Source organism: Citricoccus zhacaiensis, from assembly GCF_014645315.1.
Lineage (GTDB): Bacteria > Actinomycetota > Actinomycetes > Actinomycetales > Micrococcaceae > Citricoccus > Citricoccus zhacaiensis.
The window spans coordinates 542,191-563,937 of sequence record NZ_BMLQ01000001.1 but is presented as its reverse complement, the minus strand read 5'-3'; the positions used below and the strand labels follow the sequence as shown (position 1 = coordinate 563,937).

The 21,747-nt window shown below is 70.4% G+C and carries 15 protein-coding genes, 1 tRNA gene and 1 pseudogene; 7 read left to right on the top strand and 10 right to left on the bottom strand.

The window, feature by feature from the left end:
* Positions 1 to 7: 7 nt before the first annotated feature.
* The gene (locus tag IEX49_RS02430; protein ID WP_188803794.1) at positions 8 to 1,138 is read left to right on the top strand and encodes an NAD(P)/FAD-dependent oxidoreductase; all 1,131 of its coding nucleotides are present in this window, start codon (positions 8 to 10) and stop codon (positions 1,136 to 1,138) included.
* Here IEX49_RS02430 and IEX49_RS02425 read toward each other — a convergent pair.
* Positions 1,101 to 2,117: pseudogene (locus tag IEX49_RS02425) on the bottom strand (IS481 family transposase). The gene IEX49_RS02430 and the pseudogene IEX49_RS02425 overlap by 38 nt on opposite strands.
* A gap of 223 nt (positions 2,118 to 2,340) precedes the next feature.
* On the opposite strand from IEX49_RS02425, the gene rsmA reads away from it, so the two are divergent.
* From rsmA to IEX49_RS02410, 3 genes are read left to right on the top strand one after another with little or no spacing between them, the layout of a single operon-like run.
* Positions 2,341 to 3,270 carry a 16S rRNA (adenine(1518)-N(6)/adenine(1519)-N(6))-dimethyltransferase RsmA gene (rsmA, locus tag IEX49_RS02420; RefSeq protein ID WP_188803792.1) on the top strand — a complete coding sequence of 310 codons (930 nt, stop codon included), beginning with the start codon at positions 2,341 to 2,343 and terminating at the stop codon, positions 3,268 to 3,270.
* On the top strand, positions 3,267 to 4,235 hold the full coding sequence (locus IEX49_RS02415) for a 4-(cytidine 5'-diphospho)-2-C-methyl-D-erythritol kinase (RefSeq protein WP_188803790.1): 969 nt from the start codon (positions 3,267 to 3,269) through the stop codon (positions 4,233 to 4,235). The genes rsmA and IEX49_RS02415 overlap by 4 nt, the downstream gene beginning before the upstream one ends.
* Positions 4,236 to 6,107 (top strand): ABC-F family ATP-binding cassette domain-containing protein, encoded by a 1,872-nt coding sequence (locus tag IEX49_RS02410; RefSeq protein ID WP_188803789.1) that lies wholly within the window; start codon positions 4,236 to 4,238, stop codon positions 6,105 to 6,107.
* 4 nt (positions 6,108 to 6,111) lie between these two features.
* Here the strand turns inward: IEX49_RS02410 and IEX49_RS02405 are convergent, their stop codons facing one another.
* The 9 genes from IEX49_RS02405 to IEX49_RS02365 all read right to left on the bottom strand — a co-directional run bounded on the left by IEX49_RS02405 (position 6,112) and on the right by IEX49_RS02365 (position 15,486).
* On the bottom strand, positions 6,112 to 7,713 hold the full coding sequence (locus IEX49_RS02405) for an ABC transporter substrate-binding protein (protein WP_188803787.1): 1,602 nt from the start codon (positions 7,711 to 7,713) through the stop codon (positions 6,112 to 6,114).
* 78 nt (positions 7,714 to 7,791) lie between these two features.
* On the bottom strand, positions 7,792 to 8,568 hold the full coding sequence (locus tag IEX49_RS02400; RefSeq protein ID WP_188803785.1) for an ATP-binding cassette domain-containing protein: 777 nt from the start codon (positions 8,566 to 8,568) through the stop codon (positions 7,792 to 7,794).
* On the bottom strand, positions 8,558 to 9,475 hold the full coding sequence (locus tag IEX49_RS02395) for an ABC transporter ATP-binding protein (protein WP_188803783.1): 918 nt from the start codon (positions 9,473 to 9,475) through the stop codon (positions 8,558 to 8,560). The genes IEX49_RS02400 and IEX49_RS02395 overlap by 11 nt, the downstream gene beginning before the upstream one ends.
* Positions 9,472 to 10,497, bottom strand: coding sequence for an ABC transporter permease (locus tag IEX49_RS02390; RefSeq protein WP_188803781.1), 1,026 nt, complete (start codon positions 10,495 to 10,497; stop codon positions 9,472 to 9,474). Before IEX49_RS02390 ends, IEX49_RS02395 begins: the two co-directional genes overlap by 4 nt.
* Positions 10,494 to 11,516, bottom strand: a complete 1,023-nt coding sequence (locus tag IEX49_RS02385) for an ABC transporter permease (protein ID WP_188803779.1) — start codon at positions 11,514 to 11,516, stop codon at positions 10,494 to 10,496. The genes IEX49_RS02390 and IEX49_RS02385 overlap by 4 nt, the downstream gene beginning before the upstream one ends.
* A gap of 208 nt (positions 11,517 to 11,724) precedes the next feature.
* Entirely contained in the window at positions 11,725 to 12,585 is an 861-nt protein-coding gene (locus IEX49_RS02380; RefSeq protein ID WP_188803778.1) for an IclR family transcriptional regulator, read from the bottom strand.
* A gap of 276 nt (positions 12,586 to 12,861) precedes the next feature.
* Complete coding sequence (locus IEX49_RS02375) at positions 12,862 to 13,749, bottom strand: SDR family NAD(P)-dependent oxidoreductase (protein WP_188803776.1); 888 nt, start codon at positions 13,747 to 13,749, stop codon at positions 12,862 to 12,864.
* A 103-nt stretch (positions 13,750 to 13,852) separates the two neighbouring features.
* Positions 13,853 to 14,926 (bottom strand): hypothetical protein, encoded by a 1,074-nt coding sequence (locus IEX49_RS02370; protein ID WP_229672096.1) that lies wholly within the window; start codon positions 14,924 to 14,926, stop codon positions 13,853 to 13,855.
* Positions 14,923 to 15,486 carry a UGSC family (seleno)protein gene (locus IEX49_RS02365; RefSeq protein ID WP_188803774.1) on the bottom strand — a complete coding sequence of 188 codons (564 nt, stop codon included), beginning with the start codon at positions 15,484 to 15,486 and terminating at the stop codon, positions 14,923 to 14,925. Before IEX49_RS02365 ends, IEX49_RS02370 begins: the two co-directional genes overlap by 4 nt.
* A gap of 183 nt (positions 15,487 to 15,669) precedes the next feature.
* Between IEX49_RS02365 and IEX49_RS02360 the strand changes: the two genes are divergently transcribed.
* From IEX49_RS02360 to IEX49_RS16990, 3 genes are all read left to right on the top strand, one after another.
* Positions 15,670 to 15,744: transfer RNA gene (locus IEX49_RS02360), tRNA-Gln, on the top strand.
* A gap of 279 nt (positions 15,745 to 16,023) precedes the next feature.
* Entirely contained in the window at positions 16,024 to 18,738 is a 2,715-nt protein-coding gene (locus tag IEX49_RS02355; RefSeq protein ID WP_188803772.1) for a helix-turn-helix transcriptional regulator, read from the top strand.
* Complete coding sequence (locus IEX49_RS16990) at positions 18,735 to 21,395, top strand: helix-turn-helix transcriptional regulator (protein WP_188803770.1); 2,661 nt, start codon at positions 18,735 to 18,737, stop codon at positions 21,393 to 21,395. Before IEX49_RS02355 ends, IEX49_RS16990 begins: the two co-directional genes overlap by 4 nt.
* The last annotated feature ends 352 nt before the right edge of the window (positions 21,396 to 21,747 follow it).

Here is a 21,747-nt window from a genome sequence, read left to right as displayed (position 1 = left end):
AACCGCGATGACAGGTACTGACGACGGCGTTGCCACGACGCGTTCACCCGAGGTAGCAGTGATCGGGGGCGGGATCGTCGGTCTGTCGACAGCGTACGCGCTGCGGGAGCAGGGCGTGCCGGTGCGCTTGTACGAGGCTGGTCTGCCCGGGACGGGTCAGTCCGCAGGCGAGGCGCGGATCTTCCGGCATGCCCACGACGACCCGCGACTCGTCGCTTTTGCGCGCGAAAGCCGGGGCGTATGGGATGAGTGGGCCGAACACTTCGACGTCGAGCTGGTCTCATCAGACGGTGTCCTGGCGATCGGAGACAGCGCCCTGGCGCGGCTGCGGGTGCTCGACCAGGTCGGCGGCGTGGAAGCGCGCGAGATCGACGCGGCCGAGGTCGCCCAACGGATGCCGCTGCTCGCTGGGTACTCGGGGCCAGCGGTGCTCGACGAGTCGGGCGGCGCGATCCGCACTCGCGCCGCGATCACGGCACTCACGGGTGCCCTCGCAGATGCGGTCACCACCGGTGAGGTCATCTCCATCGATCCCCGCGCCGACGGGACGGTCGAGGTGCGCAGCGTCACCGACCGGGCTGTCTACTCCAAGGTGGTGGTGTGCGCCGGCCGCGAAACCGCCCGCCTGGCACGCAGCGTCGGCCTGTCGCTGCCGGTTCGCCTTGCCGCACACGTCCGGCTGACCTTCGACGTGAAAGCCGCCGCCCCGGCACGAGTTGCGTGCTTGCAGGACAGCAGCGGCGTCTTCGGCGAAGTCGGCGTCTACGCGACGCCGCTACCGGGCAACAGCAGCTATTCGGTCGGACTCAGCGACACCGTCGGCGTCCGCGAGGACGGAACTTTCATCGACCCGGCAGCGATTCGATCGCTGGACGAACGCGCACGCGAATACGTGACACGGGCGCTGCCCGGTCTCCACCCAGAGCCGCGCGACTTCCTTCACTGCTGGGTGACCGACCTCCCGTGGAGTGAGGACGGCGTGGCCGTGTGGGAGGCAGACTCTGTCTTTTTTGTGGCCGGTCACAATTTGTTCAAGCAGGCACCTGCGCTGGGTCGCGCTCTTGCCCGGGCTGCGACCGGCGGCGGTCTCCGCGCCGAGCTCACGCCCGAAGCGCGCCTCGGCGAGGCCCAGGGCTAGGGCTAGGTGTACTCAGCCATTTCGTTGGTGACAGTCGGTTGGTCGGTGGGTGTCCGCCGAGTGCGCTGTGGCTGCGTTCAGTGTTGTAGTACTTGAGCCAGGGGGCAAGGGCGGCTTGGCGTTCGTTGTTGTTGGTGAAGACCTGGCGGTAGGCCCATTCGGTGGCCAGGGTGCGGTTGAAGCGCTCGACCTTGCCGTTCTGCCAGGGGCAGTGTGGCTTGATGAACTTCTGCACTGCGCCGAGTTTCACGCAGGCCTGGTGGAACGCCGTTGATTTCCGGTAGGCGAACGCGTTGTCGGTGATCACTCGCTCGATGCGGGTGATGCCCTGGTCCGCGAAGTAGGCCGCGGCCCGGATGAGAAACCCGGCGCAGGTGCTACCTTGCTCGTTGGGCAGGACCTCCGAATAGGCCAGCCGTGAGTGGTCGTCGACCATCGAGTGGACGTAGTCGTAGCCGATGCCTCGGCCCCGGACTTGTTCGCTTCGCCTGTGGGCCCGCCAGCCCCCTCCGTCCGGGATCTTGCCGAGCTTCTTGACGTCGACGTGCACCAGTTCCCCGGGGCGGGCCCGTTCATAGCGCACGGCGGTGACCTTCGAGGAGCGGATCACGTCTCCGGTCAGCGGGTCGCACCGGTCCAGGGGCGGGATCTGGTGGCGGGTGAGGATCCGGGAGATCGTCCGGGCTGGTACCCCGGTCAGCGGGGCCAGCACGGCTGGGCCGGCTCGGTGCTGTCTGCGAGCGGCCACGACCCGTTCTTCGGCCCAGGCGGTGGTCTTGGTCGGCATCGTGTGCGGGCGCGATGACCGGTCGGCCAGCCCGGTCTCGCCCTCGGCGGCGTATCGGCCGATCCACTTGTAGACACACTGGCGGGAGACTCCCATCGCCGCGGCGATATGCGGGGGTCTCATCCTGTCCTGGTGGCGCTAGACGATCAATCGGCGGCCATGAACGGTCAGCCGGGTATTGCGGTGGGACACGGGAGCCTCCTGTGTGTTGGTGCAGCCTTCGACAAGCCACACCTCACCGGGAGGCTCTCCTCACGTCAACCCCGAACTGTCACCAACCTCATGGCCGGGTACACCTAGGCCCCGCCCCCAGGCTTGACGCCGGGAGCACGCCGCCGGCACGCAGGACGGAACCGCAGCGCTTATCCCCAAGGGCCTGCCTTGGCGGGCCCTTGGCATCTCTTCCCCACGTAGGATGGAATGCGTGACCGCACCCGACGCCCCCCTGCTTTCCGCCGCCGACATCCGGCGCCTGGCCTCGGAACTGGACTTGCGGCCCACCAAGACCCTGGGGCAGAACTTCGTGATCGACCCCAACACCATCCGGCGGATCACGGCCGTCTCCGGCACGGGCGCCGGCGAGCATGCCCTCGAGGTCGGCCCCGGCCTGGGATCGCTGACCCTCGGGCTGCTGGACGCCGCCGAGGCCGTCACCGCCGTGGAGATCGACCCGGTACCCGCCGGCCGGCTGGCCCGCACCGCCGAGGAATTCCGGCCCGGGGCCGGTCAACGCCTGGCCGTGGTGCTGGCCGACGCCATGCACGTCTCCGCCGCGGAGCTCGAGGCAGCCCGCCCCGCCGCGGCCTCCGGCTCGCCCACCGCCCTGGTCGCCAACCTGCCGTACAACGTGGCCGTGCCCGTGCTGCTGCATCTGTTGGCCGAGTTGCCCTCGCTGGAGCACGGACTGGTCATGGTCCAGGAGGAGGTCGCGGACCGGCTCGCCGCCGGACCGGGGTCCAAGACGTACGGGGTGCCGTCCGCCAAGGCCGCCTGGTATGCCTCTGTCCGCAAGGCCGGCACCATCGGGAAGAACGTGTTCTGGCCGGCCCCCAAGATCCAGTCCGGGCTCGTGGCCTTCACCCGGCGCCAGCCGCCCGAGACCACGGCCAGCCGCCAGGAGGTCTTCGCCGTGGTGGACGCCGCCTTCGCCCAGCGCCGCAAGACCCTGCGGGCTGCCCTGTCCGGCTGGGCAGGTTCGCCCACCGCGGCCGAGGCCACCCTGCGGGCCGCGGAAGTCGACCCCCGGGCCCGCGGTGAGGTGCTCGGCATCGAGGACTTCGCCCGCATCGCCGCCCACCGGGTGGACGGCGCCGCCGAGACCCCCACTGAAGGAGCCGGCCTGTGAGCCTTCCTGCCCCCTCGACCACCCGGCTCTTCAGCCACGCGACGGCGCAGGCCCCCGGCAAGGTCAACCTCTCCCTGCGCGTGGGCACCCCCCGCGCGGACGGCTACCACCCGGTGGCGAGCGTCTACCTCGCGGTCTCGATGCTGGAGGAGGTGACGGCCACCCCGCGCCAGGACGGCGAGATCACGGTGACCCTCTCCGAGCAGTCCAGTGCCTTCGTGGACCCGGATGCCATCCCCGTGGACTCCACGAACCTGGTCGCCCGGGCCGCGCTGCGCCTGCGGGAGCACCTGGGCCGGGATCCGCAGACCCACGGCGTGCACCTGGAGATCACCAAGCAGGTCCCGGTGGCCGGGGGCATGGGCGGTGGATCCGCGGACGCCGCCGCCGCCCTGCTGGCCTGCGCCGCCCTGTGGGATGCCGGCCTGTCCCGGCAGGTCCTGGCCGAGATCGCCGCGCCGTTGGGCGCGGACGTGCCCTTCGCCGTGATGGGCGGGGCCGCCGTCGGGCTCGGGGTGGGCGACGAGCTCACGCCCCTGCTGGCCCGCCACCCGGTGTACCTGGTCCTGGTGCCCGCCACCACCGGACTCTCCACCCCGCAGGTCTACGGACTGCTGGATCAGCTGCGCGAGGAGGGCGGCCTGCCGATGCCGGAGGCGGAGCCCGAGGTGGACCCTGAGCTCGTCCAGGCGCTGACCTCCGGTGACGCCGAGGAACTGGCCCTGCTGCTGGCCAACGACCTGCAGGTCCCCGCCGCCACCCTGGTGCCCGAGCTCTCCGAGATGCTGGACGTCGGCCTCGAGGAGGGGGCCCTGGCCGGCCAGGTCTCCGGCTCGGGGCCGACCGTGATGTTCCTGGCCCGCAGCGCCGAGGAGAGCTTCCAGCTGGCCGCCCGCATCGAAGACCGCACCGGGGTGGCTGCCGTGGCCGTCCACGGGCCGGTCCACGGGGCTAGAGTGCTGTAAATGGCTCATCTGCTCGGCGCCGAGAACATCGGCATCTCCTTTGGCACGCGTACCGTCCTCGACTCCGTCTCGATCGGTGTGGACGAGGGGGACCGGATCGGCCTCGTCGGCCGCAACGGTGACGGCAAGTCCACCCTGATGCGGATCCTGGCGGGACAGCAGACGCCCGACGACGGCCGCGTCACCCGCCGCGGCGGCACCACCCTGGGCGTGCTGGACCAGCGGGACGACCTGGACCCCGAGGACACCGTCCAGCGGGCCGTGGTCGGGGACGCGGAGGACCATGAATGGGCCTCGGACCCCAAGATCCGCGACGTCATGGGCGGCCTGCTCGGCGGACTGGACTGGGGCCGCACCGTCGGCACGCTCTCCGGCGGCCAGCGCCGCCGTACCGCCCTGGCCCGGCTGCTGGCCGGCAGCGACGACCTGATCTTCCTGGACGAGCCCACCAACCACCTGGACGTGGAGGGCGTGGCCTGGCTGGCCGAACACCTCAAGACCCGCTGGCGCGCCACGGACGGCGGCCTGCTCGTGGTCACCCACGACCGCTGGTTCCTCGACGAGGTCTGCACGCGCACGTGGGAGGTCCATGACGCCACGGTGGAGCCCTTCGACGGCGGCTACGCGGCCTGGATGCTCGCCCGCGCCGAGCGGGACCGCGCCGCCGCCGTGATCGAGAACAAGCGCCAGCAGCTGGTCAAGAAGGAGCTGGCCTGGCTGCGCCGCGGTGCCCCGGCCCGGACCTCCAAGCCCAAGTTCCGCATCGAGGCGGCCAACGCCGTCATCGCGGACGTCCCCGAACCCCGGGACTCCGTCTCCCTCTCCAAGATGGCCACCGCCCGGTTGGGCAAGGACGTGTTGGATCTGGAGGACGTCACCTACTCCGTCCCGGTGCCCGACGGCGGCGGGAGCCGCACGCTGTTCGACGACGTCACGCTGCGGCTGGCCCCCGGCGAGCGGGTGGGGATCGTGGGCGTCAACGGCGCCGGCAAGTCCACCCTCATGCGCCTGCTCGACGGCCAGCTCACCCCGGACTCCGGCCGGATCCGCCGCGGCAAGACCGTGCAGACGGCCATCCTCACCCAGGACGTCACGGAACTCGACGAGGTGCGGCACCTCCGGGTGGCCGAGGTCATGGCCCAGGAGGGCAACTCCTTCCAGGTGGGCGGCAAGGACCTGTCCCCGGGGCAGCTGCTGGAGCAGCTCGGCTTCGGCACCTCCCGCCAGTGGACGCCGGTGGCCGATCTCTCCGGCGGCGAGCGCCGCCGGCTGCAGCTGCTGCGCCTGATGGTCGGCTCCCCGAACGTGCTCATGCTGGACGAGCCGACCAACGACCTGGACACGGACACCCTGGCCGCGGTGGAGGACATGCTGGACGGCTGGCCCGGCACCCTGGTGGTGGTGTCCCACGACCGCTATCTGCTCGAACGCGTCACCGACCACCAACTGGCCCTGCTCGGCGACGGGCGGATCCGTGACCTGCCCGGGGGCGTCGACCAGTACCTGCAGCTACGCGCGGCCCAGGAGGCCGGCGGGACCGGTTTCGGTGGGACCGGCACGGGCACGGGCGGTACAGGCGCTGGCGGGGCCGGCGTCGGGAAGTCCGGGGTGGCCGGGGAAGGAACCGCCGGGCAGGGTGGCGTCAGCGAGGCCGAGAAGCGGGCCGCTCGCAAGGAGGCCGCCAAGCTGGAGAAGCAGCTGGCCAGGATGACCCAGGAGGAGGCCGCTCTGCACGAGCGGATGGCGGCCCTGTCCGCGGCCGGCGACTTCGGCGCCCTGGCCGAGGCCAATGCCCAGCTGCAGGACCTGCACGAGCGCAAGGACGAGGCCGAGATGGCCTGGCTCGAGGCCGGCGAGGTCGCCGAGGGCTAGGCGCCTACCCCTCCATCGTCATGGTGGTCCACGGCATCCGGTTGGTCATCGGCGTGGGTTCGTCCTGACCCTGCCAGCGCGTGGTGTTGATGGTGGGGAAAGCGCCGTTGAACCAGGCCAGCGGAGCGTAGTACATCATCTCGGCGGCGCGGTCCTGCAGGGCCGTCAACGCCACACCTCGGTCGGCCTGGACGGAGGTCGCCAGGGCCTCGGCGGCGGCGGCGTCGATCTCGGGATCACACAGGCCGGAGGGGTTGGCGGCGGCCGCCTTCTGGTCGTTGCACTCGTACCAGCGCACGATCCCGATGCTGGGGTCCGCCCCGACGGTCGAGCGCAGGAACGCCAGGTCGAACTCACTCTCCGTGTAGACCTTCTCGGTGAACACCGCACCCGAGGTGCCCTGCATCTCGATGCCGATGCCGACCTCCTCCAGCATGGACTGGGCCATCTCCACGGTGGCGGCCACGTCCGAGAGTTCGTTGATGTACCGGACGTTCAGGGTGAACCGCATCCCATCCGCCCCGCGCTCGAAGCCGGCCTCGTCCAGGGCCTCGTTGATGGCGTCCACGTCCCGGGGGAAGTCCTGCGAGAAATCGACGTTCGGGCTCACGGCCCACTCCAGGGCTTCAGGGAAGAAGCCGTTGGCCGGCGTGCCGATGCCGCTCAGGGCGGTGTCCACGATCGCCTCCCGGTCCAGCGCGGCGAAGACGGCGGCCCGCACTGCCGGATCCTCCAGGTACTCGCTCTGCGCGTTGAACATGACGGTCACGAGCTGCGGGAAGTTGCTCTCCTCCAACAGCAGCGTGTTGGGGTCATCAGACACTCGGTCCTGCTGGGAGACGTCCACAGAGGCCTGGTCCACCTCACCGGCGAACAGGGCCTCGGCCCGGGCATTCGGGTCCGTCATGATCGGGTAGACGGCCCGGTCCACCTGGACCTCGCCGCCCCAGTAGTCCGGGTTGGCGGCCAGGGTCACCTGTTCCCCAGAACTGTAGGAGTCGAACACCATGGGCCCGGTGCCGATCGGCTCCATGTTCGCCTGGTTCGTCACGTAGTCCGTGCCCTCGTAGATGTGCTTCGGGACCATGAACTGGGAGGCCACGGTCTCCAGGAGGGGACCGAACGGCTCGGTCAGGTGCAGGACCACGGTGTGCTCGTCCACCACCTCCGCCGAGTCCAGCCGCTCGCCGATCTGGGCGCCGAAGGACTGCAGGGGCACGATCTCCTCGAAGTTGAAGGCCACGTCCTCTGCGGTGAAGGGCTCGCCGTCATGCCAGGTGACGCCCTCGCGCAGGACCAGGGTCAGGTCGAGGCCGTCGTCGCTGAGCTCCCAGGACTCGGCCAGTCCGGGCGTCATCTCGTAGTCCTGGGAGAGGAAGATCAGCGGGTCCAGGATCTGGGCGCTGAACATGGAGGGGGTGGCACCGCTGATCAGCTGGGCGTTCAGGCCCATCGGATCGTCGGCGATGGCCTGGACGTAGACGCGTTCCCCGCCCTCGGCCCCGTTGCCGCCGCCGGCGGTGCCTCCGGTGCAGGCGGTCAGGGCCAGGGCCCCGGCGGCGAGCACGGCCAGCAGGCCGGTGGTTCGCTTCTGTGGTGTGCGCATGTGTGGTGCCTTTCAACGGTGATGTACAGGGTTGGGTGCAGGTACGGGTACAGGTGCAGGTTCGATGGAGGCCGAGCCTCAGGGCAGGGCCGGAGCCGCCGCGAGCAGTTCGCGGGTGTAGGGGTGGGAGGGGTCCGCGAAGATCGCGTCCTTCGGGCCGTGCTCCAGGATGCGGCCGTGGCGCATGACGTACACGTGGTCGGCGACCTTCTGCACCACCGGCAGGTCGTGGGTGATGAACACGTAGCCGACCCCGAGCCGGTCCTTGAGGTCCGCCATCACGGCCAGCACGCCGGCCTTCACGGAGGCGTCGAGGGCGGACACGGCCTCGTCGGCCACGATGATGCGGGGATCCAAGGCGATGGCGCGCGCGATCAGCACGCGTTGCCGCTGACCGCCCGAGAGCTCGTGGGGGAAGCGGTCCATGAAGGCCGCCGCCGGCTCCATGCCCACGAGCTCGAGGACCTCGGTGACCCGTTGACGGATCTCGGCAGGCCCCCGGGCCATCCCGTGGAGCCGGATGACCTCGCCGATCGCCTGCACCACCCGCTTGCGGGGGTTCAGGGACCCGGCGGGGTCCTGCAGCACCGCCTGGACGCTGCGGCGGTACGCCCGGCGCTCGGTGCGGTCCATGGAGCCGACCTCGCGTCCGTCCAGCCGGATCGAGCCCTCGGTGGGATCGAGCAGGTCCAGCAGGAGACGGGCCAGGGTGGACTTGCCGGAGCCGGACTCACCCACGATCGCCACGAACTCGCCCGGCCTGGCCTGCAGGGTGGCGTTCTGCACCGCATGGACCGGCGCCGATGAGCGCCGGGAACGGAACGTCTTGGAGACGTCGATGGCCTCAAGCAACATGGGTCGGCTCCTCCGCGAACCGCTGGCGCAGGGCCAGGGGAATGGAATACAGGTCGGTGTCCCGGTCGGTGAGGCTGCGGACACTGCGCAGCAGGGCCTGGGTGTACTCGTGGCGGGGCTCGGCGAGCACCCGGGCGGTGGGACCTTCCTCCACGATCCGACCCGCGTACATGACGTAGACCCGGTCGGTCATCCCCGCCACCACCGCGAGATCGTGGGAGATGAGCATGAGGGAGGTCCCCAGCTCGGTCACGGTCTCGTCCAGGGTGCGCAGCACGTGTTGCTGCACGGTGGCGTCCAGGGCCGTGGTCGGCTCATCGGCCAGGACCAGGGACGGCTCCTTGGCGATGGCGATGGCAATCAGCACCCGCTGGCGCATGCCGCCGGAGAGCTCGTGGGGGAAGGACGCGGCGACCTGCTCGGCGTCCGGCAACCCGGCCTGCCGCAGGAATCGGAACACGGCCCGGTCCCTCGCCGTGCGGTCGCCGCCCGCCCCGGAGCGCACTGGCCGCCGGTCGGGAATCGACTCGGCCACCTGCCGCCCCACCCGCATTGTCGGGTTCAGGAACGTCAGTGGGTCCTGGAAGATCATGCCCACGGTCTTGCGCCGGACGTCATCCCAGGTCCGGGCCGGGGCGCCGACCATCTCCTGGCCACGGATGCGGATGGAGCCGCTCACGCGCACCCGGGGGGAGGTGGGCAGCAGGCCTGCGATGGACCGGCCGGTGACGGACTTGCCGGAGCCGGACTCGCCGACCAGGCCGACGCGTTCGCCGTCGTGGACCACCAGGTCCACCGACTTCACCGCCTCCACCTCGCTGCGTTCCCCGGTCGGCAGCACCACGTTCAGGCCGGTGAGCTCGATCAGCGGGGCGCCCGCGGCCGGTTGGTTCTCTGCGATGGTCATTTCACCCTCCCGACCGTGGGGTTGTAGGCGTCGTTGAGGGCGTCGCCGAGCATGTTGACGGCGAGCACCACCAGGAAGATGCACAGGCCCGGTGCCACGGCCAGCCACCAGCCGTCCCGCATATAGGCCTGGGCGGAGTTCAGCAGGGCACCCCACGAGGGGTGGGACGGGTCGCCGATGCCCAGGTAGGCCAGGCCCGACTCGATGAGGATGGCCCGGCCCACCGTCATGGACGTGGCCACCAGCACGGGCGGCAGGGCGTTGGGCAGCACATCGGACCAGATGATGCGCCCGGACCGGAATCCGGCGGCGCGGGCGGACTCCACATAGCCCAGTTGGGAGATGCGCATGGCCTCGGCCCGCACGATCCTGGCCACCGCCGGCCACATGGTGATGGAGAGGATGGCCACGATGATGAAGACGTTGGCCCCCAACAGGGCCGCCGCCACCAGGGCCAGCACGATCCCTGGCAGCACCTGGAAGAACTCCGCCAGCTTGACCATCAGGGTGTCCATCCAGCCGCCGTGGTAACCGGCGAGTCCGCCGACGACCAGGCCGATGGTCATGCAGAGCACCGCCACCGTGAAGCCCACCAGGAGGGATATCTGGCCGCCGTTGACCACCCGGGCCAGGTAGTCCCGTCCCAGGTGGTCGGTGCCCAGCGGGTGGGCGGCGCTGGGCGCGAGCAGTTCGGCGTTCCCGGTCGCGGAGGGATCGCCCACCAGGAGCGGACCGAGGGCCGCGATGAGGACGAACAGCCCCAGCAGCGGCAGGAACACCATGGTGCTGGGCTTGCGCAGGAACACGCGCCAGGGGGACCGTTCGGTGCCCGGGGGACGACGCCGGCCGGCGGCTCCGGCGGGGGTGTCCGGCTGTGCCGGTGGCGGGGTACCGGCACCGTCGGGGGGCGCCGTGGTGCCGGCTGCGCCGGCGAGGCCGGGGCGGTTGGCCGCCTCCGTGACGGCGTTCGCCGTCGGGCCGGTCTCCGGTGGGGGGACCATGTGGGTTTCCTGCTGGGTCATGCCGCTACCTCGTCACTCTGCCGGTCCTGCCGGCCCTCGGGCGGCAGGGTGCGTTGGGGGGAGAACTGGGCTCGCAACCGTGGATCGACCAGCCCGTACACCACGTCCGTGAGGATGTTGACGAGGATGATCACGACGGTCAGGACGATCACCACGCCCAGGATGACCATGTTGTTCTGGCGGTTGATGGCGTCGATGAACAGCAGGCCCATCCCGGGCCAACCGAACACCCGCTCCACCAGCACGGACCCGGCCAGGATGTAACCGAGGCTGTAACCGGAGACCGTGACCATGGGCAACAGGGCGTTGGGCAGGGCATGGCGCCAGAGCACGTGGGAGGAGGAGAGACCCTTGGAGCGGGCCGTGTCCACGAAGTCCTGGCCCAGGGACTCGATCATGGACGAGCGCATGATGCGGGTCTTGTACGCCAGCTCGCTGGTGGCCATGGTGATCACGGGCAGGACCAGGTACTCGAGCCCGATGCCCGGCTGCCCGTAGGGGCTCTTGCCCTGGGTGGGGAACCATCCCAGCCAGATCGAGAACACCATGATCAGCAGCATGCCGAACCAGAAGTTGGGGACCGAGAAGAGGGCCACGGCGCCGCCGGAGATACCGCCGTCCAGCCACCGCCTGCGGGTCCGGGCCGCGATCGAACCGAGGATGATGCCGCCGATGGTGGAGATCAGGAAGGCGGGGACTGCCAGGGCCAGGGTGTTCCCGGCCCGGCTGAGGATCAGGTCCAGCACCGGTTCATTGTTCGTGCCGAAGGAGAACCCGAGGTTTCCGGTGAAGACGTTGCCGAGGTAGAGCACATACCGCTCCCAGACCGGCTTGTCCAAGCCATATGCGGCGGTGATCTGCGCCCGGAAGGCTTCGGAGAGGGGAACGTCCCCGACCAGTGTCTGGATGGGATCCCCCGGGGCCAACTCCAGCAGGAAGAACAGCACCGTGATCACGGCGATGAACAGGATGAGGGACGACAACAACAATCTGCCGTAGTGAATCAATCGGGCCTTCACCGGCACCTCCTCGGCGGTGGGGGATCCGGCCTGGGAGGCGGGTGCGAGTGCACCGGGGTCCGTTGCCCCGGCGGCGAGGCCGGGGAGGTGGACCGGGACCGTCCGGACCGGGTTTCCCCACAGTCTGCGGTGGCTGTGATATGGGCCACAGGCGGCCTTCCACGCGTTGGAAGGCGCGCCGGAAAGTGGAGCGACTCGGCCGGCGTCGTCAGCCCAGGCCGGCCTGGCTCCGGTTGAAGGCGATGGTGCGGGGGTCCAGGACGGGACGCTCGGAGCGTGCCCGGGCGATCCGGCGGGCGGTGGCGAGGACCAGGTCCGGTAACCCGTGGGGTTCCGGGTTCCGGTGTGCGTAGATGGCGCCCACGGCCACATCGACCTGACCCAGGGCATCGGGCACCGGCGCCGCGATGGAACCGGCCCCGGCGGCCACGGCGCCGTCCAGCCGGAGGATGCCCTCGCGCCGGGTGTTGTCCATGGTCTCGTGCAACTCGTCGGGCCGGGTCTTGGTGAACCGGGTGTACCGCTTGAGGGGGGTGGCCAGATACTCCTCCTGGTCCTGCCGGCTGGAGAACGCCAGCAGGACCAGTCCGGTGGCCGTGACGTGGAGGGGGAGCCGGCCGCCCATGCGATTCTGACCCGTGTAATTGGGATGGGCGCGCAGGGCCTCCAAGTACATGACGTCATCGCCCTCGCGCACGGAGAGGTTGACGGTGATTCCGGTCCGGCGATGCAGGTCCACCAGGTGCGGCAGGGCCAGCTCGCGGATTCGCAGCTCCTCCGTGGAGGCGCTCGCCAATTCCAGGATCTTGCGGCTGAGGCAGTACCGGCCCTCATCGTCCAGGTCCAGGCCACCCCATTCCCGCACCTCGTGGGCGAGGCGGTGGGTGGTGGTCAGGCTCAGGTCGGCGCGGCGGGCGATCTCGGAGAGCGTCAGCGGTTCACCCCGGTGGGCGAACGCGTCCAACAGGGACAGGACGCGGGCGGCGGCCGTGCGCTTCGGGTGTCCGGGAGCGGTGTCGCGGAGCCGGTCGCGCACGCTCTGGATATCGACGGGTTGCTTCTGATTCATCGCGGTCAGTCCTCCGGTGCCCACCCGGTTGCGGTGCGCCGTGGACGGGAACGGATCGGCGGATGCCGGAAGATCGCAGTGGCGACCGCGAGGCAGCGCTCGCGAGGCGCGGGGCGCACCGGTGGTGGGTGTGGCCCAGGTTAGGGGCCGGCGCAGAGCCTACCGGCCGGTTTCCGCCGGGTGAAAGCCAGAAGCCAGAGAGGTTCAGAGAGGCAGGAGCGGGCCGGTGCAGACCGGTGCCAACCGGTGCGGACCGGTGCCGACCGGCAGGGACGCTCAGGATGTGGAGCCGGCCTGGCCCGCGCTCGGGGCCACCGTCCCGCCACCGTCCACGGGGAGGACCTGGCCGGTGATCCACCGGGCGGCGGGGGTGCACAGGAAATGCGCGGCGGAGGCGATGTCCCAGACGGTGCCCTCGGTGCCCAGGGCCACGCTGCGGGCCCTCAGCTCGCGGCGCTCCTGGGTCATGCCGCGCGCGGCGAAGGCGCCCCAGATCATGCCCACCCGGATGCAGTTCACGCGGATGCCCCGCGGGGCCAGGGTGGCGGCCGCGCCGACGCACAGTTTCTCGAGGGCCGTCTTGGCCAGGGTGTAGGGCAGCCCGGGGCCACGGCCCTCCACCGCCCCGGAGGACACGTGGATGATGGCCCCGCCGGCGGCCATGTGGGGCTGCACGGCGCGCATCAGCAGCAGCGCGGTGCCCAGATTGACGTCGAAGGCGCGCTGGTAGTCCTCCAGGGAGGTCTCGAAGATGCCGGTGATGCCGCCGCCGCCCACAGAATTGCCCACCACGTCGATGGGTCCGTACTCGGCCAGCACCCGGTCCACGGTGGCCAAGACGTCCGCCTCATCGGTGAGGTCCACGGCGAAGCGGCTGGCCTGGCCGCCGGCCTCCCGGATGGCGTCCACGGTCCGCTGTGCCGCCTCCTGGTCCCGGTCCAGCACCGCGATGCGGGCGCCGGCCCGAGAGAAGAGCCAGGCCATGGCGAAACCCACGCCACCCTCGGGCCCGCTCAGGCCGCCGCCGGCGACGACGGCGGTCTTGCCGGCGAGCCAGGGGGTGTGCTCCGCCTGGGCGATCTCGTCCTGGACGGCTGCGGACCAGACGTCCGCTTGGGTGCCGGTGCTGGTGCTGCTGGTGGTGCTGGGGGCGGTGGTGGACACGGTGTGGCGCTCCTGGGTTCGGGGTGAGTGGGGCGAATGGGGTGAACGGGCTGCGAGCGAGATGACGGGGATGGGAGATCTGCGGGTGCGTGGGGTCTGTGGTTCAGTGCACCGGGAAGGACTGTCCCGACCAGGTGCTGAACACCCGGACGACCATGGAGATCGCCGCGTTGGGGGAGCCGGCCACCAGGATCGGCAGGGAGGCCGGGGTGGCGTCGGTGATGGCCGGGTGAAAGTGGTCCGGGGCGAAGGGCCCGAAGGGTCGGTCACTCAGGCCCTTGCCCGCGGCGGCCAGATCTGCCTCGGTGTGACCGGCCTGCTCGACGAGCCACCGGCGGACGTCCTGCTTCGACAGGCCCTCGTCGTCGAGGGCCTGGGCATGGGCCGGGTTCAGGACGAGGACGGCCGAACTGCTGCGGAAGATCCAGGGGCCCATCCTCTGCAGGGTGTCCGCGACGTCCCGCAGGAACTCCCCGGCGCTGTGGAAGGACCGGTTGTCGATGAACTCGCTAGTCCGGGTCAGGACCACGCTGACGGCATCCTGCCCGGCCGGCACCCCGGTCTCGGCGCTGTGCGGGGCCCAGGGGCTGGATTCCTCATCCTCACCCACGCAGTGGAACCAGCGGCCCGGGACCCCCTGGGTCGCCTGTTCCAATTGCTGCGGGACCACGCCGAAGCCATTGCGCACGGTCAGGCCCAGGGCACGTGGGATGGTCATGTTCGCCCGGAACCCCGGACCGAACACCCCTCCGGTGGAGTTGACACCCAGCCGGTGGCGGATCGGGCCGTTGACGATCACGAGGGGAGCCGGTCCGCTGGTGGACTGCCAGCCGCCACCTCGGGCGGCCCGTTCATGGGACAGGGCCTCCCAGGCAGTCAGCACAACGGGCAGGTACTCCGGACGGCACCCGGCCATGGCGGCGTGCAGGGCGATGTCCCGGACGGTGGCGTGGCGGTCCAGCTGGGGCAGTCCGGCCAGGATCTCGTCCGGGTCCCGGTCGGTGTGGAGCAGGAACTCCTCGACCACCTCCTGCGTGGCCGGCAGCACGGGCAGGCCGTCCGACCACCCGCGGTCGAACAGGTACTCGGCCATGGCACGGGAGGCGGTCGGATCCAGCCGGGACTCCGAGACGGTGGTGCCCGCCTGAGCGGCCTGCTCCTCCAGGTCCGGGCTCATGCGGCCGGGCCGAGGAAGTGGCTGCGCACCCGGGACGCCAACGTCTGGCCGCGTTCGGCCAGATCCCGGGCCGTCAGATTGGCGATCGGATGCGGCATGAGGAGCACCGGGAAGTCCGGCCGCCCCTTGAGTCCGGCCATGGCACGTGAGGTGACCTCGAAGGCCTCGGTGCACAGGACCGCTACGGGCACTCCCCGCTGCTCCAATGCGATGCCGTCAGCGACCGCGGCGGCGCTGCAGGACCCGCAGTCACCGACGCCGATCACCACCACATCGCAGTCACGGATGATCCCGTCCACCACGTCCTCGGTCAGAGGCATGGCGAAATCCTGCTTCGTCATCCGGACCAGGTCGACGTGGTCCGTGTTCGTCAGCACGGCGCCCAGGGCATCCAGGAGGGCAGCGGCGTTGCGTTTCGTGTTCTCCAGCAGGCCCACGCGTCTGCCCCGAAGGGTACCCAGCTGAGGCGCCGCGACCGACTGCGTGGTGGGGACCGGGCCGCCGGGCCTGTCTCTCCTGCTGGTACTGCTGATGGTGGGGTCAAGGATCCCGGCCGTCATGGTTTCCTCCATCCTCGCGGCAGCTGCCGCAGTCTCGTCTGGCCACTATGACCGGGGTGGAGGCTCTCGGCGGGGTGGATTCCAAGCGATGGAAGACCCGCGTGTGCGATCGTCGTCTGCGCAGGTCCGGACTCTGTGGAAGAATAGGTTGCCGGTCCGCGACGACCGTTCGACGCCGACCCTTCCGCCCTGGTGTAACGGCAGCACGCCAGCCTTTGGAGCTGTGCAGTATAGGTTCGAATCCTATGGGCGGAACCACGCGGCGCCGTGCCCCCCGGCGCGGACGCCCGCCTCTTCGTCAGCGGGAGAAGCCTCGGAAGACTGGCCGATGCATCGTTCCGGCTCGATGTCAAGGGTTAAGTTTGAGGGTTGAATTCACCTCGGCAGACCGGATTCCCGTGGTCGAACCTTCCGCTCCATTCCGGTGCTCCATAGTATGTGGTGGCTAGAGGCATCCCCGCCCCTGGACCACCGTTCACCCGGCGGTCAGTCCGGATCCCCCTCCGGATGGACTGTTCTGAACCGGAAGCTCACAGCATGCAACCGTCTCCAACCCCGTCCCCGTCCATCGCGCCCGAACGGCTCGTCACCGAACCCCCTTCAGACGAGCAAGACCAGCCCCGACGTCCCGGCCCCACCCCGGGAATCAACCTCACCGGACGGTCGGCGTCCGTTGCCGCGGCCATCCCCGACCTGGCACCGCTCGACCTCTCCTGGCTCGACCCGGGAGCAGACGGCCGCTGGATGGAGTCCCCGGACGAGGCGGCCTTGGCCCTCGGCAGGATCCTGACCGGCCACGGTGCCGGTGGGGCGATCGTGACCGGCGAACTCGGTGATCGCCGCGAGACCATCGAATCGGCGCTTTCGGGGGTCAGCCCGGACCGGGCGGTCTTCCGGCTCCATGGCAGCCCCTTCGCGGCGACCACCCCGTACGGAGCCCTGGCCATCCTGCTCTCGGGATTGAACGAGGCACCCCCGGCCCAGATCCACGGCATGGTCCGGGCGCTGGCCGAGTACCTGCGCTCGCCCGGAGAGCAGCCGGCCATCGTGATCGTGTCCCAGGCGGATCAGATCGACCCGGACACCATCACCGTCCTGGCCCAGCTGTCCCAGATCAACCGCATCACCCTGATCGTGCACTGTGACCGGCCGACGGAGGTCCCCGTTGACCTGGCGGCCCTGCGCCGCTTGGGGGCCCTGACCGGGATCACGGTCTGGCCGCTGACCCCTACGGCCAGCCACGGTCTGCTCGAAGAGGTACTCGGGGGAACCGTGTCCCGCTTCGCCTCGACGGTGCTGTGGCAACACAGCTCGGGATCCGTCCATCGATTGCGGCAGCTGGCCCGGGACTGCGTGGTCTCCGGGAAGCTGCGGCGTATCGACTCCAGCTGGGTCCTCGCCCCGGGACCGCTGCCCCGCTCCACCTCCGGAGGGGCATCGACCGCGGTGCTGCGTGACCTGCCGGTGCGCCACCGAGCTCTGCTGGAGATGCTCGCGATCTGCGGGCCCATGCGTGTCGCTGACCTCGTCCACACGGGTTTCGCCGCCGAATTGGACGACCTCGAGGACGACGGGGTGCTCGAGATCAGGAATGACCACAGCGGTCGGTTGGCCCTGGTGACCTCCGTCCAGGCGGCTGAGATCCTGGCAGCCATCGAGCCGGACCGTCACCGCGAACTGTCCAGCACGCTCGAGGCCCTCGACCCCGGGTACCTCAGCGTGCTCCGTGCGGCCCAGGACCTGGTGGCCATCGGTGACGCCGAGGGTGCCATCTCGCTCTTCTCCGAAGTCGGCCGAGCCTCGGACAGCCGCCCGCGGGCCTCCTTGGCGACGGGCAGAATCCACCTGGCCTGGGCAGAGTCACAGGCACGGGCCGTGGTGGGAGACCTGGACGGCGCCGAAGCCGTGATCCGCCGATCCCCGGAACAGTCCTCCGCCGTGCTCGGTGTCCAGGCCGCGGCACTGTCCGTGGCCCGCGGAGACCTCCGTGAGGCCTTGTCCCGCTTGGAGACGATCTCCGCCGACCACCGTCCGGAGCTGCTCGACGCCGGCGGGGCGTACTTCACGGGCGAGGCCGTCCACTTCCGCGCCAGGTCCGTGCGTGCCGAAGCGCTGGCCATGGCAGACGACCAGGCAGGTGCCCTCGACCTGGTGGTCTCGCTGGACCGGGAACTCACCGCATTCCGGACTCTCGGGATCATCAATGACGTGCTCAGCCCCTACGACCGGGCAGTGGTGGCGGACTCCATGCTGACCGTGCTGTTGACCTGCGACCAGACCCAGCGGTGCCGGGAACTGGCCGAGGCCATCCTGGCCGGCAGGCATGGAAACCCCCATGCGGTGTTGTATGCCGACCTCGTCATCGCCGCCCTGGATGCCATGACCGGTTTCCGTGATCGAGCCGCACTGGGGGCCTCACACGCCGCGGCCCAACTGGAGGTGACCGGCCGACCCCAGGACCTCCAGTTGGCGCTGGCGATCCAGGCCTACTGCGCCTCGGACCGGAACGACCCGTCCGGAGTGGACGCCTCGCGGCTGCTGGACGCCCGGGCGGAGGGGCATCCTCGTGCGGCGGCAGCCTCATCCTTGGGACGGCTCGGTTGGTTGGCCGAACTGTTCCTGGCCTGGTCTACGGGCGAGATCCACTCCACCCGGGCGCGGACAGCGAGGATCCTGGCACTGGCGGACCGCGCCGCCGCGGACGGGCTCTACGCCGTGGAGTTCTACGCGGTGGCCAGCGCCTTCCAGTTCGGCGAGACCTGGCTGGCACCGCGGCTCGCCGAGACGGCTGCCAGCACCCAGACGAGGACCTCCGGGTCGAGTCTGCTGATGGCCGGCTCGGTACTCGAGGACGATCAGGACCTGCTGTACCGGTCCCTGGAGCAGCTGGCGGCGGCGGGGTACGCGGCGCACCTCGAACGAATCAGCTCGCCCTTGCTGAAGGACCTGCCGCAGGCCCAGATGCGGCGGCTGGCTGAGACCGCGGCCGCCGCAGGGCGCAGGGGCGGCGCGGAGACTGAGGACCCGGAGGGAGAGCCGGACTGGATGGTCGAGCTGACCCGCCGGGAGAAGGAGATCTCGCGGCTCGTGGTGGCAGGCAAGAGCAATGCCATGATCGCCCGGATCAGCGGTATCTCCATCCGGACGGTGGAAGGACACCTGTACCAGATCTACGCCAAGCTCCAGCTCAAAGGCCGGGCCGAACTGACCCGCCTGGCTGCCGCGCACGCGCCGCAGCGGAACGCATCATGACGGCAGCGGCGCCGGGGCGGCGGGTCCCTCCGCGGACGCTGCCGCGCAGGACGCGGGAAGTCGAGATCCTGGTGGACATCCTGCAGGGCGACCGCTTCGCCGGTGCCGTGATCCTCGGCGGGCCCGGCATGGGCAAGTCGTCCCTCGTCCAGACCGCACTGGAGATCAGCGGACGCACGGCGGACGTGCAGACCGTCCAATGCAGTCCCAACCTGCGCGAGGTGCCGTACGGCGCCCTGACACCGCTGCTCGCCGCGCTGCCAGAGCTCACCACGCCCGTGGAGGTGCTGCGCGCCCTGCAGCAGTTCGGGCAGGACCCCGTCATCGTGGTGGTGGACGTCCAGCACCTCGACGCTGCCAGTGCCTTCGTGCTGGCGCAGCTGGTGCAGAACCGGGCCGCAACGCTGCTGACGATCGGGACCGGATCGCTGAGCCGCGAATCAGGCATCGCCGCCTTGGCAGACACCGGCGTGCTGAGCACCATCCACCTGGAACCCGCAGATCTGAACCAGGTCCGGCGGCAGTGCACGGGCGTGCTTGACGGGCCCCTGACCGAGGCCGCCGTGCGGACCATCCACGGGATGACCGGTGGCAACCCCCGGCTGATCAACGCCTACCTGGCCTCCGCCCATGACCAGGGGATTCTCGTGCGGACTCCGAAGGGGGCAGCGCTCCCGGGGAGGCAAGCACCGTGGATGCTGCTGCGGGCGGCACCGGATCCGGACGGACGGCTCATCGACACGGTGGAGGCCATGCACGATTCCCTGCTGCCGGGCGAACGCGAGACCCTCGATCTGGTGGCCCTGGCCGGATGGGCGCCGAGGTCCCTCCTGCGGACGGTCGCGGGGGAGCACGTCCACGACCTGCTCGACGCCGGCTTCCTCCGCGAGGGAGATTCCCCGAACACGGTGGGCCCGGCCGCGGCCATCCATGCCGAGGTGCTGCGGACCCGCATCCCGCCGGGACGCAGTTACGAGTTGTACAAGAGGTGGCAGGCCGCGGGCGGCAATGCAGCAGAGCACCGGACCGCCCGCAGCGTCCTCTGGGCGCTGGAATGCGGACAGCCCGTGCCGCTCAGCGAGATCATGGACGCCGGCTACCGCGCCCTGCAGGCCCAGGACTGGCCCACCGCCCGCGCCATGGCCCCCCTCCTGTCCGAGTCACAGGATCCACGGGCGGCCCTGCTCGTGTCCGAGCTCATGCTCGTGGGCGGACGGACCTGGGCGGCCAGCACGGAGCTCGAGGAACTGACGGTCCGGACCACGGATCCGAACCTCAGGTTGGAGGCTCTCAGCCTGATGGCCCTGAACCGGGTGCGGACCGGGGATGCGGCCAACCCCTGGGCTGCCCTGCCGGCTTTGATGACCGAGCTCAGGGAGCGGTTGCCGCAGCACACCGCCACCCCGCCGTCACTGGCCACGCTGGTGGACATGCTGGTCCATGACGCCGTCCACCTGCACCGGCCCGAACTGCTGGAGCAGGCCCAGCGCCTGGTGGACGACCCGCAGACCACGGACTTCACCCGGGCCATCATGCTGCTCATGCAGGCCGATGCCCTCGCCATGGCCGGAAAGCCGGATGCGGCCATCCCGGCCGCGGAGCGGGCCTTCGAGCTGGCGGCCACGGTCCCGGTCTTCTCAGCCCGGTTCGGACTGGACGCCCTGGTGTACCTGGTGCTCGCCTACACTGCGGCCGGATACACAGACCGGGCCAGGGCCGTCCTGCAGGGCCAGCGGGGCCTGGAACCACGCCAGTGGCATGAGCGGTCCGGCACCGTCCTGATCCTGCACCACCTGGTCGAGACCGGCGACGGGGTGCCGGTGCAGGCCTCCGCGTGGCTGGAGGACGCCGTGGTTGAGCTGCGCCATCACGATCCCGTCCAGATGCTCCCGCTCGCCGAGGCCCTGCTGGCACCGCAGCGGGCCGCCGTGACCGTGGGCCTGCCCAGTCCCACCGCCGAGGAGCGTGCGGCGGGAACGCCCTGCGGCCCGGAGAGCCGGTGGCTGATGTCCCTGGCCCTGTTCAGCATCGCTGAGGACCGCAATCCCGATGCCGCGGACGAGGGACCACCGCTGTGGCGCCGGATCCTCGATGACCCGCGGCTGAAGCAGGACCCTGTCATCCGGCAGGAGATCCTGTTCAGCCTCATCCTGCTGCGGGACCCCGTGGACCTGGACGAGGCCCTGCTCGAGGAATTGCACGGCATCGCCACGGTCACGCAGGGACCGCGTTCAACGGGGATCGCCCGGGCTCTGGACCCCTCCCTGGCGCGGGACCCGCGTGGACTGGCTGAGGCCGCTGAGGAGACGGCTGCCTCCGGGGAGGTCCTGCCGGCCGCCCTCTGCTGGTCCCGGCTGATCCTGCTCCACCACCGGGCCGGCGACCTGCGCCGCCGGGGGGAGGCACTCCGGCGGCTCAAGCATCTGCAGGTCCGGTCCGGCCTCGACTTCCCCCCATACATCGCCGGGGCCCTGGCTCTGGGCGAGCTGACCACACGCGAACAGGAGATCGTGGACCTGGCCGCCCAGGGACTGAGCAACGCCGCCGTGGCAGAGAAGCTCTTCGTCTCCCAACGGACCGTGGAAGGACACCTGTACCGGGTGTTCACCAAGCTGGGCATCGCCGACCGATCCGAGCTGCGGGACCTCCAGTTCTGAATCGCAGCACGAGCATGTCCGGATTCCGGACCACCTGAGGCACCCGCCCCCACCTGAGGGGAGGGTGCCTCTCGCGTTGACGGCCGGACCAGTGTGGCCGGCGTCTTTCCACGTGGGGGCCGGGTACTCGTAGGGAGCGGGCAGGTGTCCCGCACGCGGTCCACGGAAGCGAATCGAGTAGGCCGCTACGGGTGTGGGACAGGGGTCCCCGAACCTACGCTCAAGGTGTCCGAACGGCAGGCCATCCCCCCGACCCGCCAGAACGGTCACTGTCCGTCGCCACGCTCATGGGTGGCTCCCGCACCAACCCCCGGTGGGAGATCCGATGCAGTACTTCGTTGCCGCCGCGCGC

Excerpts from the sequence above, each read along its gene's own strand:
- IEX49_RS02390 (WP_188803781.1), bottom strand. The coding sequence starts at position 10,497 with ATGACCCAGCAGGAAACCCACATGGTCCCCCCACCGGAGACCGGCCCG.
- IEX49_RS02405 (WP_188803787.1), bottom strand. The coding sequence starts at position 7,713 with ATGCGCACACCACAGAAGCGAACCACCGGCCTGCTGGCCGTGCTCGCC.
- IEX49_RS02370 (WP_229672096.1), bottom strand. The coding sequence starts at position 14,926 with ATGAGCCCGGACCTGGAGGAGCAGGCCGCTCAGGCGGGCACCACCGTC.
- IEX49_RS02395 (WP_188803783.1), bottom strand. The coding sequence starts at position 9,475 with ATGACCATCGCAGAGAACCAACCGGCCGCGGGCGCCCCGCTGATCGAG.
- IEX49_RS02400 (WP_188803785.1), bottom strand. The coding sequence starts at position 8,568 with ATGTTGCTTGAGGCCATCGACGTCTCCAAGACGTTCCGTTCCCGGCGC.
- IEX49_RS02365 (WP_188803774.1), bottom strand. The coding sequence starts at position 15,486 with ATGACGGCCGGGATCCTTGACCCCACCATCAGCAGTACCAGCAGGAGA.
- rsmA (WP_188803792.1), top strand. The coding sequence starts at position 2,341 with ATGGAATGCGTGACCGCACCCGACGCCCCCCTGCTTTCCGCCGCCGAC.
- IEX49_RS16990 (WP_188803770.1), top strand. The coding sequence starts at position 18,735 with ATGACGGCAGCGGCGCCGGGGCGGCGGGTCCCTCCGCGGACGCTGCCG.
- IEX49_RS02355 (WP_188803772.1), top strand. The coding sequence starts at position 16,024 with ATGCAACCGTCTCCAACCCCGTCCCCGTCCATCGCGCCCGAACGGCTC.
- IEX49_RS02380 (WP_188803778.1), bottom strand. The coding sequence starts at position 12,585 with ATGAATCAGAAGCAACCCGTCGATATCCAGAGCGTGCGCGACCGGCTC.
- IEX49_RS02410 (WP_188803789.1), top strand. The coding sequence starts at position 4,236 with ATGGCTCATCTGCTCGGCGCCGAGAACATCGGCATCTCCTTTGGCACG.
- IEX49_RS02430 (WP_188803794.1), top strand. The coding sequence starts at position 8 with ATGACAGGTACTGACGACGGCGTTGCCACGACGCGTTCACCCGAGGTA.